Below are 13171 nucleotides of genomic sequence, written 5' to 3' on the forward strand. Positions count from 1 at the left end.
TTTTATTATTCTTCTCTTAAAAATATTGATTCCAACAATCTGCATCCCGCTGCCGTCTTAAAAATACGGGATTTCGCATTTTCAATCGACACTTTTGAAAAATTACTCTCACTTGCATTTACAAGAAAATCTGCCTCTATTAAAATCTGATAATCAATCCCATCTATATTGGTGTATGTATGATGATGTGTGACCAGCCAGATAATACGCTCCACTTTCTGTTCTGATACAAGCATTCCTTCAAAAAACTCCTTTACCAGCGGTTCACTTTCAAGTTCCTGATTTTTACCATTTGTGTTTCCATATTTTTCACGGCAAAGTGGACAGGATATATCATGCACCACAGCTGCAAGTTCAAGAATTCCCTGGGTGTTTTCATCCACACTTTCCTGCTCCCCTATCGTCTTTGCATACGCCCATACTTTCAGGAAATGTTCGATATCTCTCAAATTCCCCTGATAAAAATCAATCATTTTTTCAATGGCAACTGCTGTTATTTTAGATTTTTCGTCTTTCATTGCATTCTTCCTCCTGACTTCTTCTGATTTATCTTTTATAACTATAGCACACTTTTCATTTGCAAATCTATTTTTTGTATTCTAGTCTTGCACCTGCTGGAGTGCACCCATACCTTTTTGCAAGTTCGTATAATTTGCACGGACAAGTGCATTTCTGAAATACCACGCATTTTCTGCAAAAATATCATTGGTTGCATAGAACCCAAGCGTCCTTAAATATTTGATGAAGAACACTGCCGTTGTTGTCAGCAAATCATTAAACTCTTTCAGGAATATGTACCCACTGCAATACGGGCATTTACTCCCACCGGAACGGGTAGAAATAAGGGTGTTCCACTCTCTGACACAATCCTTACATTTCCACCAAGCCTTACGATTGGCAAAGACCGTAAAGCTATTATGCAACATTCTGATTCTCATCATCTAGTTGAGGTAAATCTTCATCACTGCCAATTGCTTTTAAGCCTAACATTGTTACTGTCACTCCCAAAGCTAATGTTACAACTCCCCCAATCGTCTTTAATACTCGCTCATGAAATTTCTGCTGCTGTAAATATAATTCCGTTATTTTATCAGCTTCTTCAATCATTTTTTCAGAAAAGTCCCTTCTTTCCTCCTCTGTTAAGTTTTCTTGTTCCAGCTGATTTGCGAAGGTCTCAAGAACATACTGATGTGCATGAACTGCTTGTTCATATTCTTCTTTATTTGTTTCTAAAATTGTTTTGCATAACTGTGTATAATTTTCTATTGCTGATTCCACAAACTCTACATATACTGGGAACTGCTTTATTATTTCAAGCGCCACTTCCTTTTCCATATATGGAATCATAGATGTAAACTCCATCACTTTATCCTTTGTTAAATTTCGAAACGATTCAATTTTTAACGCTTTTTTTACAGCTTCTTCTGAATGATATCTTTTTCTTATTTTCTTTTCCATGATTATGTTCCTCCTACTTTGCTTCTTTGCGAATGGTGCCAATTTTTTTGTCACTTCTGGTATCTCTTCCATTTTTGTTTCTAATAGTCCCCGGTGGAAGACCATGCTTCTTTTCAAATGTTCCTACTCTACAATCACTTCTAGTTTTCCTCATGTTTTTTCTTCCTTTCATAATTCCGTATCAACAATGCGCTTGTTGTTTTTTTATGCTTCAAGTATAATGAAATTCATAAAGGAAATACACGTACGGCATGTGGACTTACCACCCGATAATCCTCATGTTTTGCGATATACAGGGAGGTTATTCTCATGGGGAAACAATCTACGAGAGAAAATAAGACAATTTATCAGATTTGCCGGGAAGAAGCCGGTCTCACCAGATCAGAAGCCAGCGAAAAAATGACTGCTGTTTCTGATTCTAAAATTGAAAAGTTTGAATATGAAATGCAAGAACCCACACCTTACGATATCATCCAGATGGCTGATGCTTACAAGCGCCCGGATCTCTGCAATTATTACTGCTCTCATAAATGCGAAATCGGTCATCGTTATGTCCCGGAGGTCGAAGTTTCTGACTTATCCAATATAATCCTGGAAACCATTGCCAGTCTGAATGAGATTAATCCTCTTACCACACGTCTGATCCAGATTGCCCGTGACGGTAAGATCAGCGATGATGAGATCAAGGATTTTGCTTTTATCAGTAACAAACTGGATGAAATTTCTCTGGCAATAGATTCCCTGAATCTCTGGGTTGATAAAACGGCCGGAGAGCAGGGACTAAACATCGAATTGCTCAGAGAAGAAAAAAAGAAACAGAAATAAGTATGAAAAACAAGGCAGCGAACCTATTTATGGTCCACTGCCTCTTTCCTTTACATATACTGTAACTGGTTTATGATGTATTCCGTTCTGCGGATAGCTTCTTCCACCTGATGTCTGGCATTATTGATTCGATCCTGCACCATCCAATCCACAACAAATCCATCAAAAAAATAATCTGCAAAGGATAAGAAATCTCCAGTATTGATGTTCAGATTACAAGCCATGTTCACATCATTTAATTCCCTACTGAAATTACGAAGATCATATTTCGCCTGTTCCATATTTTGTCTGGCCTGATCCATCTTGGAGTGTTTCAACATCGTAGAAAAGAATCCACCGCCAAACATATCCACCAGTCCCCAATTTTTTGCACTGTTCAGGTTTTCTTTTGCTGTCCGAAGACTACTTAACGCTCGTTGTCCTGCTTCAATCGCTTCTCGTTTCTCTTTTTCTATATCATATCCCATAATTTCTTCCCTCCTCGTATTTTTATGAGTTAGATGATATAAGTGCAATGATTCCGCCGATGATCAACAATGGAAATGCAATATAAATCAGTCCACCAACAACCATTCCTATCAAAATCACCGGAAAAAATACAACTGTACAGAGCAACTTTAAGATTCCCCAGGATGCTTTTACACCAAATATAAAAAATTTTCCAATAAACCAGATCATGCATATAGTAAATAGTAACGATAACATATTCTACTCCTTCTGACTCCTGTTATGATTTGAATCATTCATTTTTTTGATTGTTTACTTGATATAAACTCAGATGTATTTCTCACACCGATTTTACTACTGAATTCTGGGTTCTTCTCTATTTTTTCAATTATCCGAATTAACCTTATTCTCTGTGCCGTATCCATCTGCTCACCTCATTCTAACAGTTCTGCCTTTTGATATTTTCAGTATAACCGGACAACTTTTCAAAATATATACCTAATACAAAGAATTGAATATATGTAATTCTCAATTTTCGAGGAATATTAAAAAAGACCCAGAGGGAATTATTCCCTGCTAAGCCTATTGGTTATATAGCAGTATTTTTCATATTTGCTCTGATTTACTTTTTTTGTAATTTCTTCTCTGGAAATCTTCGAACCAAGGTGCATTCCTCGTTGCTTACACATATACGCTTTCATTGTTTCTATATTCTCATCAGCACTTCCTGACTCAAGTGAGCACATTTGCGAATTGTTTTACATGCCACACTTCCAGAGCAGAAATTTGCATATGTTTTATGCATAACTATTGTTCCATTTGAAAACTTAATATCAATATCATTTGCAGAACCATATCTAACTATTTTAGCTTTCATTCCATTTCTCATTATCTTCTCTGTCCATAACCGTTCATTTTTCAAAGTACGCCTCAGTTGCGGAATCCCAGGTTTACCCATAGCTCCGTGAATAAAATCCTCATATTTTCTATCTTTCACAATAGTGCCATCTTTAAATTTAACGGTGATATGATTTGCATCTTTTACTTCAATAATCTCCGCCTCCTCATTACCTCTGTTTTGAATTTTTTTATCCCCTATATGATTTCTTGCATAACAGGAAGGCACTGCTACACTACCTGTACTAAATCTTTCCCATCTTGTTTTTACTATTTCTCCATTATCAAACTTCACTTTGATATCATTACTCAAATTATATTCAATCACTTCTGCCATCATCCCGTTCTTCATTTGTTTTCGTAAATTTAATCTTTGATTCTTTTTTGCCAGACTTGTATCTTTGGGATGTGAAATATTTCCTTTAACAAAACTTTGATAACATTTATGATATACAATTTCTCCATCCTCGAACTGTACAGTGATATTTCGACAACTAGACATTTTAATGATTTCTGCAACCATACCATTATTCATTTTTTTCTTTTCATATAAATGAATCGTTGCACGTTTATTATTTGATACATATTCCTTTATTGTACGTTTATCTTTCTCAAAGTTTATAAACTTATCATCCTTTTTGAGAACATCTCTGACAAAGCTTTTCAGGCAACATTCCAATGAAGCTGACATAAATCTACTATCCTCTAAAATATAGTTTCTTCCACTAACACCAGAACATCCCGGTTCTCTAAAACGATAAAGTTTTATTCCCAACTTTTCAACTATTTTATTCTTTCCTTCATCATCTTTATTTTTAGTATGAGAATATTCACCATCATACTCAATCGCTATTTTCAGCTTATCATTATATAAATCAAGCTCTTTCCCTTCTAAACCAACTCTGTCAGAACGCTTTGAACGTTGTGGAATTCGAACAAACCCCAATGACTCTAAATAAAATCTTAATACCAATTCATTTTGTGATACATTTCCTCCAGAAATTGTAGGATGTGCAATACTACCGATACAAAAATCCCGCCAGGATACTCCCGTTCTTTTTCCGCCATCTTCAAACAAAATATCCATATCATGACTCCCCCTGTATTCAATAACCTCAGCAGTCAATCCATTATTCATTACCTTTTTCTCGCCAATTCGCTCTTCTCTATTTCTTGGAGCTTTAAAATGTTTTTCATAGTTGAAGTTTCCCTCAATAAAGTATCTCCAATTTTTTAACTTCATTTCTTTCCCATCACAAAATCTGATTATAAAATTTTCACAAGTACTATAACTTACAACTTGTGCCCTCTTTCCATCCCTGGATGTACTCTCTACCCCTATTCTTTCACTTGCTTTTGTTATGTATTTTCTCATTTACACGCCTGCATTCTAATTTGATAAGTGTTTCTTTCTAAAATCAAAAAATCCTGTTCTGTACACCAAAACATTATTTTTTGACTTCCTTTATTATATTTTTCTATATAAAGAAATTCCCAGAATACTTACTGCTATCACAATAAGAAATTTTCCAAATCCTGATATTGTATATTCTAGACCTCTCATACAAATAATCTGGCTTCTCCTAAATATTTTTCTAGTCATTGCAATATAAAATTGCTTATACAGTCTCTCCCTTAAGAGTCCTGGTATTCTGGATAATATACAGAGCGACCGATATGACCATCATTATAGCGCACAAACCAATCAACAGATCTGATACCATCGATGTAATGTGGAACCATATAATATGCACCGCTGCAGTTCCATATAATAAAAAGGTTACTATCTTTCCATGCCAGTCTGCACCATGTACTTTTCCTGTCTTTCGTATCACAAGACATCCACTGACTACCATATACAGCTCCTTACCTGCCATTATTACGATTAAAAGAAACACATGCGGAAAACGAGTAAACAGACAGATTAACATCGCTGCCTGTGTCAGCTTATCAGCCACCGGATCAAGTATTTTTCCTAAATTACTAATCCTATGGAATCTTCTTGCGATATATCCATCAGCAAGATCCGTAAGACCAGACAGCAATAAGATTTCACCAGCTAACAGAGGATTTTTCTTTACACAATAACTCCATATAATTACCGGAATCAGACAAAGCCGAAAAAAAGAAAGAAGATTAGGAACCGTAATAATTCTATTCAAATTTTCTTCCTGATTCACTTCACTCTGCATGTACAGTCACCTCACTTTCCTTTTTTTTAGACATAAACCAATAAAATATAACACAAAATGCTAAAGCAAACACAACACCAAAAACATTTTGAATCACTCTAAGACTAACCGCTCCTTGTAGTCCATAAGTCTCTGCAGCAATGGCTAAAGCACCAAATGTGTTAAATACTGCCTGCCAGCCATATTGTGCTGAAAGTCCTACACCGATTCCACCAAGAATTCCTATATATGCATAGATTGACGAAGGAAGCAGAAAATATAATACTGTAAAACATATAACACCTGCAATATTTCCGACAATTCTTTTACGGACTCTGTAGTGCATATCTTCCATAAACGGCAAAATCGCGGACATGGCCGCAATACCAGCCCACATTGCACGTGGCATATTACAAAGTTCTGCAATGCAAAGGACAATCGGTACGCATAAAATCTGACATATCTGCCATTTTGTTCTGGAAGAAGTGATATCAAATTCTTGTATCAGATCTTTCAGATTTCTTTTATAAGTTCTGTTTTTATGATTTCGATAAAATACGAAGCAGGTAAGTGCTGCACCTAAAGCCATTCCGACTAATCGCATCTGATAGCTTTTTCCCGTAACATCATAACCATATAGCAGCAGATACCCAAGAACCAATGTAGATTGATTAAACATGAATGGATTATGGCATCCGAACAGAATCAACACAGCCAGTGCCGCAATATTTAACAGCATTCCCAATACCGGTGAAAACTGATTTGCTAAATGCGGACATACAGTCATAATTACAAAGAACAAAGCCAAAAGCATCGTAGATTGTCCGGTGTGGATCCCCAGATCCGCATTTCTAAACACCATGAGACATAATAAGACTACTACACCTACAATGCTGTTCTCATTTCCAAATAGGATGCTGAAAATACTAACAAAGAAAAAACAAAATGCCAATGTAACAGCTATCTTCACCAGATATACCCACATATGATATAATTTTTCTTTTAGTGTTTCACTCTTTTTCAACAGGTTTTTAGAACCTGCCTGATTTAACTGCAACTCCTGATAAAATGTCATATAAATTCTCCCATCTTCTAATTTATCTTAAAACTATATAATCTCATCTTTCTGCTTTGGCAGCTCTATAACAAATCTGCATCCACCATATTCACGGTTTTCTGCTTTGATTGTTCCTCCGGCACTATCTACAATCCGTTTTACAAGTGCAAGACCTAGGCCATTTCCTTCTGCTTTATGAGATCCATCTACCTGATAGAACTTGTCAAATATTCTGGATTTTACATCATCCTCTATTCCTGGTCCTTCATCTTCCAGAATGAACTTAACAGAATCCTGTTCTTGTTTCAGAAACATCGTAATTGTCCCCTTTGAAGGACTGAACTTAATCGCATTATCCAAAAGATTTATCCAGATATGCATAAAAAGTCCTTCATTCCCAGTATATTTAACTTCCTCCAATTCTACCTGAAAACCAATTTCTTTTTCTGTCCATTTTGTTTCCAATGAAAGAAATGCCTGGCGGATCTGTTCATCCAGACGATATTCTGTTTTTTTCATTGGTATATTCTGATTCTCTAACTTGGATAACAGCAAAATATTACCAACCAATCCGGAAAGTCTTTGGGTGTTAAATAAGATTTTTTCTACATATTCCTCTTGATCCGGAGACAGTTCTTCTCCCTGAAGCAGCATTGTATATCCTTCAATGGCATTAATCGGGGTCTTAAACTCATGAGAAACATCAGATACAAAATCCATCTGCAGCACCTCTGTTGCACGAAGTTCTTTTGTCATAACGTTAAAACTTTGATAAGATTCTCCAACTTCTGCTATACGGCTGTTCGTTTCCAAATGCTGTTCAAAATCTCCCTGAGAAACTTCCTTCATTGCTTTACTAAGTCTGGTAATTGGTTCCAGTAACTTTGCATTAATAAAGGAAGTGATCAGCCCTGCAATCAATGTATTGAAAATCAAAAGCCAGCCAAGCACAGGTATGCTGCCCGGCAGATTAAAAAAATGATTCAAAAAAGCAAATAATAAAGCAGATATGACTGTTGAAAATACAAGTGCCAGCCAGATTGCACCAGTCAGACAGGATCGGATCCGCAATCCTTTTTCTTTCTTTTGTTCCATTATTTTTTCACCACCTTGTATCCAATTCCACGCATTGTTACGATTTCAAAATCAGGGTTATCTTTAAAACGCTCTCTGATTCTTCCTATATGTACCTCTATCGTATGTGGGTCTGCCTCCGTCTCGTATCCCCATACTTCATCCATCAACTGTTGTTTTGTAAATGTTCTGCCTGGCGAAGCTGCAAGCTTATATAAAAGCAGGAATTCTTTTTTAGGCAAAACAAGACTTTCCTTATCAGTTGTAACCGTCATTGCATCATAATCAAACTCTGTTGAACCGATCACAATTTTGTGTTCATTCAGTATCTGTGCACGGCGAAGCAGTGCTCCAACTCTTAAAACCATTTCATTCACATTTACCGGTTTTACCATATAATCGTCACTTCCCGAAAGAAATCCCTGGCGCATATCATCAAAGGAACCTTTCGCAGTGATCATAAGTACCGGTATCTGATATCCTGCTGAACGGAGTTCCGACACCAGTTCATAACCATCCATAACCGGCATCATAATATCGGAAATGATCAGATCAATATACTCTTTATCCAATATTTCTAATGCCAGTGCTCCATCCGATGCACTTTTGACCTGATATCCATTCTTCTCAAGCACTTTTTGGAATAGCTGACTTAATTCTTTATCATCTTCTACAATCAATATTTGAAACACGTTTTCCTTCCTCCTTATTAAAACAGATACCTTGCCCATCCAAGCAGATGCTGTACCAAAAGTACGTTTCTCTGACGCTTCTTTGTCAATTCAATTGGCTCTACATGATACGGATCACGATAGGTTCCATCTTCCAATACCTGTCGGGACACTCTTTCATATTCCATCATGCCTTCTTCCAACTGTTTATTAATCTCTTTGCTACGTATTACAAGCATCAGTTCCGTATCCAGATATGCACTTCTCATGTCCATATTAAAGGAACCGATTACAGACAGATCATCGTCAATCAGAATACTTTTTCCGTGGTATGAATAACCGCCTTCATATTCCCAGATATTAATTCCTGTACTTAAGATTCTATTTCTGTTTTTCGCATAATCGGCAGACCCAAATGGATTCCCATTATTCGCAACTGAATTTGTCATGATAGAAAAATCTGAAACGTTCTCTGCAATCTCCTCCCATGTATTATACATCATATCATTACAGATAATATATGGCGTGTGGATCTTCACACGATTTTTTGCATTTTTCATCAATTCTCCCAACTGATACCACACTACTGGTTCTTTGGAACCTGTGTGAATAGGATTTGACACTAATGTAATCTTTTCTGTCTCAAAAGTTTCGTCCGTATAATCGGTCTCGCAGATTCTTTCCTTATTCTCTTCAAAATATTTCTGATAGCTGTTCTGCAGCTCTAAAACTGCGTTCTTTACAGATTTTCTATTTGCCAGTTTTTTATTGTCATGAAAATAACCACTGTCTTCTTGTTCCCATATCGTTTCAAAATACTCTAACAACTGGTTAACTGAATTTTCTTTCTCAGGTTCATCGCAAACCACTAACACGTCTCTGTCATAGTTCTTATGTCCCGGAAAATCACCCAGGAAATAATTGTATGTATTTCTTCCCCCAAGAATATATCTCTTTCCATCTGCAATCAAATATTTATCATGCATTCTACCCATCATTTTCCACGGTTTCAACGGATTGGCCTTATTATACAGTTTAATTTCAACATTCTCATGGGAAGATAATCCATAGAAATACGGATTTCCTTCCATATCAATCCAGCTCTCCATTCCATCTACTAACAGACGAATATGTACACCTCTGTCTGCCGCATCATGCAGTGCTCCTAAAATCAATTTTCCACTTTCATCGGATTGAAATGCAAAAGTAGAAAGAATAATTTCCTTTTTTGCATTCTTGATCAAACGCACTCTTTGTAAAAGCGCTTCTGGATTCTTTTCTATGATTACTGCCCGTTCTGTATTTTCACTGCATTCGTTCCATGACCCATTTTTTGTTTCTTTTTTGGTTGTATTGGACACTTCCGGCTGCTTTTTATATGCAACGCAGATTCCGAGCAATTCATAAAAAGCCACACATAAAAAAATTGCCAGTATAACAAGAAGGATTTTACATATTTTATGCTTTTTCATTGTACATCACCTGATTCCTTTTTATTTCATACTTATACAATACAAAGTCAATCTCAATTTAACCTCAACAAGGTTTGTTTTTTTCATCCATGCAAAATTTTCTTTGTACAACAGACTGTTAGATATAGCAAAAACGGCCTTTCAAAAACAGTTAACTTCTAAATCAACTGTTTTTTGAAAGGTCGTTTCATCAGATTCTTATAGCAATCCAGCAAATAATCTCATAAATAATTGTCCCAGTCGCAAATATGCACTTCGTCCGGTTTGATATTGGTCTGTCACATCACGACATTCTCCCATCGTTCTTATCAGATCATTTTTTATTTCCACAACTGCCTGACAATCTGCCATAAAACAGCCGTTTTCAAAATGGTGATATAAACTTCGATAATCCAGATTAATTGTTCCACAAGTTGCCATACAGTCATCTGCCACACTCATTTTTGCATGACAGAAACCAGGAGTCCACTCATAAACACGAACACCATGTTTAACCAATCCATGATAAAAAGAACGAGTTATATTATAAATGAATTTTTTATCAGGGATACCAGGTGTGATAATTCTTACGTCTACCCCTCGCTTAGCAGCCAGACATAACGCATGCGTCATTTCATCTGTTATGATTAGATATGGAGTCATAAACCAACAATATTTTTCAGCTTTATTTATCATACTGATATAAACTTCTTCTCCTACTTGCTCATTATCCATAGGGCTGTCTGCATAAGGTTGAACAAACCCAGTTTGCTGTGCCGCATAATCATAGTGGAAAAGGTATTTACTAAAATCAGAATCATTAGCATCCTTATCACTTACTGCATTCCACATTTCCAAAAATGTCACCGTAAGCGACTGAACAGCATCTCCTTCTAAACGAATACCTGTATCTTTCCACTGTCCATACGGGTGTGTGTAATTAAAATATTCGTTTGCCAGATTATATCCACCTGTAAATCCGACTTTTCCATCAATAACTGTTATTTTTCTATGATCACGATTGTTCAAAAACAGATTTAAACCTGGCATAAACGGATTGAATACACGGCAATGAATTCCTATTGCCTCCATCTTTTTCACAAAATCTGTGTTAATAAAGCCTATCGAACCCATATCATCGTAGAATACTCTAACTTTCACACCTGCTTTTACTCGCTCTTCCAGAACATCTTGAATCTTATGCCATGCTTCAGCGTCTTCTATCGCATGATATTCCATAAAGATAAACTTCTGTGCTTTCTCCAACTCCTTAAGCTGTGCCTCTAATCCTTTCACTGCTTCATCAAAATACACAATATCCGTATTCTGATAGATTGGATACTGCGAATTTCTTTGTATGTAACTTGCTATATTTCCTGCTTTCGGAATTGTTTCTTTTATTCTGCTCAAACACTCCTGACTGTCCGGAAGCATTGGTAACAATTTGCTATCAATTTCTGTATATCGCTCACGCATTTTATGTGTGCCACCATTCAAACCAATCAACAAATACAGGCCTACACCCATAATTGGGAAAATTAGAATTAAAATGACCCAAGGCATTTTCATAGAGGATGTCTTATTTGATGCGTACAATCCCAAAACCAAGATCCCACTCAAAATCCTTGTAAATAAATTTATGATTTCTGCATATTCATTCAAGCGTGTTACGATAGTAATAATAAAAATCACTTCCAGAAGAATGCAGATTATGGAAAAACACAGCCGTTTTACCCCATTTTTTGTTTTTGCTTTGCCCTCTAAAGTATCTTGTTTCATATATATTCCACCTTCCTACTTGCTCAGTTTTCTCCCTAAATTTCGTGTAACATACCAATTTTGTCTTTTATAAGTAAAGCGGACATTCGCAATCCGCTTTCGCTACTTGCTCATGAACGCAGTCGCTTTGCGACCTGTCTGTACTGTTCTTTTACACTTTCTGGTGCAAGTATCTGTACCTTATAATTCACTTTTGTTGATAGTTTCAAATCATATTTCTGTTCGATAAATCGATCATCTAATTCATTCAGCGTCATCCTGTCAGCTAGCAGCGGATTCAGTCCATCTTCTTTGTCACGGATGATTTTCTTTCTTTTGCTCTGAGTTCAACCAATGTTTTTGCGTAAACGGTTCGTCTATTTTTATCTAAAGCTGTATAAGAATAGCGACCGTCTTTTCTCTGACTCTCACCGGTTCGCAACACATAACCCCCGGCTGTCTTTTCTTGATTTTTCCATCCTCTCACTTCACTAATCGTGAGGAGCATCTTAACTGTGCTTATCCTGTCGGTATAATAGTTCCAATCCTTTCTTAAGCACCTGCCCTTTTGTAAGATCGTACTTTTCAGCATAAGCTTCCAATTGCTTCTGTTCAGCATTGGAGAAACGGATGGTGAAGCGATAGTTCATGGGGTCATCACTCTTTGGTCTTCCCATCTTTGCCATACTATTTCCTCCTTCCTTACAACACTATTATGCTTTATGTCCGACAATAAGTCAACGTGTTTTGCTCCTCATGTATTACATTTTATTTTTTATAATTCATCTCTGAAATTCTCAAGATATTCATCCACAATCTCTGTATTAACCAGAACAACTCTCTTCACATGATAGACTGCTTTTGCATCTTTCGCTAATTCCTGAAATGTATGCCCCCCCATGGGAACCAATAGAAACTTCTGTCGGTTTTATATTATTCTTTTCCGACCACTGCTTTTCCAGTAGCGGCTCTAATGTTGCCAAATCGTTAATCCCTGCAATCACTCTCGCACCGGAACATATCGGGCATTTCTCTCCATTGGAACGAGCCTTAACGTTTGTCTTCCATTCGTGACCACAAGCACCTTTCCACCATACTTTTTTATTTGAACCGAAAGTAATGTCATCAGGTGTAAGCGGTAAGTTCTTCTCCGACCACTCCGAAACAAGCTCCGGGTGTACTTCTGCTAAACTGTTACTCATATCAAAACCTCCACTTCCTCTGTGATTAGAGTATATGAAGTTTTAGCTTTATCTTGTAGTTTGCGAATATCTGTATAAATAGAAAAAGCCCTTTGAGAAAAGGATTTCTCCTCTCTCAAAGGGCAAGTTGGCAGTCGAGTAGACTAAGACCTCTCAATCT

At 36.6% G+C, this 13171-nt stretch carries 16 protein-coding genes and 2 pseudogenes; 1 reads left to right on the forward strand and 17 read right to left on the reverse strand.

Annotated features, from left to right (window positions below; genetic code table 11):
* Positions 1–5: 5 nt before the first annotated feature.
* The 4 genes and pseudogenes from PGU50_RS11325 to PGU50_RS11340 form a co-directional block, all read right to left on the reverse strand.
* The gene (locus tag PGU50_RS11325; protein WP_270246991.1) at positions 6–518 is read right to left on the reverse strand and encodes an HD domain-containing protein; all 513 of its coding nucleotides are present in this window, start codon (positions 516–518) and stop codon (positions 6–8) included.
* A gap of 108 nt (positions 519–626) precedes the next feature.
* Positions 627–908 (reverse strand): annotated as a pseudogene (locus PGU50_RS18240) (zinc-ribbon domain-containing protein); the annotation flags it as partial.
* Between the two features lie 7 nt (positions 909–915).
* Positions 916–1458, reverse strand: a complete 543-nt coding sequence (locus tag PGU50_RS11335) for a hypothetical protein (protein WP_117558437.1) — start codon at positions 1456–1458, stop codon at positions 916–918.
* 13 nt (positions 1459–1471) lie between these two features.
* The gene (locus PGU50_RS11340; RefSeq protein ID WP_181974551.1) at positions 1472–1612 is read right to left on the reverse strand and encodes a hypothetical protein; all 141 of its coding nucleotides are present in this window, start codon (positions 1610–1612) and stop codon (positions 1472–1474) included.
* 155 nt (positions 1613–1767) lie between these two features.
* Here PGU50_RS11340 and PGU50_RS11345 point away from each other — a divergent pair, with 155 nt between their 5' ends.
* On the forward strand, positions 1768–2283 hold the full coding sequence (locus tag PGU50_RS11345) for a helix-turn-helix domain-containing protein (RefSeq protein ID WP_028087387.1): 516 nt from the start codon (positions 1768–1770) through the stop codon (positions 2281–2283).
* Positions 2284–2333: 50 nt separating this feature from the next.
* Here PGU50_RS11345 and PGU50_RS11350 read toward each other — a convergent pair whose 3' ends face one another.
* The 13 genes and pseudogenes from PGU50_RS11350 to PGU50_RS18245 all read right to left on the reverse strand — a co-directional run.
* Positions 2334–2750 carry a hypothetical protein gene (locus tag PGU50_RS11350; RefSeq protein WP_008369083.1) on the reverse strand — a complete coding sequence of 139 codons (417 nt, stop codon included), beginning with the start codon at positions 2748–2750 and terminating at the stop codon, positions 2334–2336.
* Between the two features lie 22 nt (positions 2751–2772).
* Positions 2773–2988, reverse strand: a complete 216-nt coding sequence (locus tag PGU50_RS11355) for a hypothetical protein (protein WP_055248899.1) — start codon at positions 2986–2988, stop codon at positions 2773–2775.
* Positions 2989–3436: 448 nt separating this feature from the next.
* Entirely contained in the window at positions 3437–5002 is a 1566-nt protein-coding gene (locus tag PGU50_RS11360; RefSeq protein ID WP_270246992.1) for a hypothetical protein, read from the reverse strand.
* 244 nt (positions 5003–5246) lie between these two features.
* Complete coding sequence (locus tag PGU50_RS11365; RefSeq protein ID WP_270246993.1) at positions 5247–5819, reverse strand: CDP-alcohol phosphatidyltransferase family protein; 573 nt, start codon at positions 5817–5819, stop codon at positions 5247–5249.
* Positions 5809–6873, reverse strand: coding sequence for an FUSC family protein (locus PGU50_RS11370; protein ID WP_117558430.1), 1065 nt, complete (start codon positions 6871–6873; stop codon positions 5809–5811). Before PGU50_RS11370 ends, PGU50_RS11365 begins: the two co-directional genes overlap by 11 nt.
* Before the next feature lie 33 nt (positions 6874–6906).
* Positions 6907–7950, reverse strand: a complete 1044-nt coding sequence (locus PGU50_RS11375) for a HAMP domain-containing sensor histidine kinase (RefSeq protein ID WP_117910575.1) — start codon at positions 7948–7950, stop codon at positions 6907–6909.
* A complete protein-coding gene (locus PGU50_RS11380) occupies positions 7950–8660 on the reverse strand; it encodes a response regulator transcription factor (protein WP_044024695.1) in 711 nt (236 codons plus the stop codon). The genes PGU50_RS11375 and PGU50_RS11380 overlap by 1 nt, the downstream gene beginning before the upstream one ends.
* Positions 8639–10072, reverse strand: a complete 1434-nt coding sequence (locus PGU50_RS11385; protein WP_270246994.1) for a phospholipase D family protein — start codon at positions 10070–10072, stop codon at positions 8639–8641. The genes PGU50_RS11380 and PGU50_RS11385 overlap by 22 nt, the downstream gene beginning before the upstream one ends.
* Positions 10073–10270: 198 nt before the next feature.
* Positions 10271–11830 (reverse strand): cardiolipin synthase, encoded by a 1560-nt coding sequence (gene cls, locus PGU50_RS11390; protein WP_270246995.1) that lies wholly within the window; start codon positions 11828–11830, stop codon positions 10271–10273.
* Between the two features lie 277 nt (positions 11831–12107).
* A complete protein-coding gene (locus PGU50_RS11395) occupies positions 12108–12317 on the reverse strand; it encodes an integrase DNA-binding domain-containing protein (protein ID WP_243014418.1) in 210 nt (69 codons plus the stop codon).
* A gap of 1 nt (position 12318) precedes the next feature.
* Positions 12319–12495: a hypothetical protein gene (locus PGU50_RS11400; RefSeq protein WP_004843915.1), complete on the reverse strand. Its 177-nt coding sequence runs from the start codon at positions 12493–12495 to the stop codon at positions 12319–12321.
* An 89-nt stretch (positions 12496–12584) separates the two neighbouring features.
* Positions 12585–12710 carry a DUF6462 family protein gene (locus PGU50_RS18165; RefSeq protein WP_330674237.1) on the reverse strand — a complete coding sequence of 42 codons (126 nt, stop codon included), beginning with the start codon at positions 12708–12710 and terminating at the stop codon, positions 12585–12587.
* Between the two features lie 121 nt (positions 12711–12831).
* A pseudogene (locus PGU50_RS18245) lies at positions 12832–13011 on the reverse strand (zinc-ribbon domain-containing protein); the annotation flags it as partial.
* Positions 13012–13171 lie beyond the last annotated feature (160 nt).

This window comes from Coprococcus sp. AM11-30B, assembly GCF_027674365.1.
Lineage (GTDB): Bacteria > Bacillota > Clostridia > Lachnospirales > Lachnospiraceae > Allocoprococcus > Allocoprococcus comes.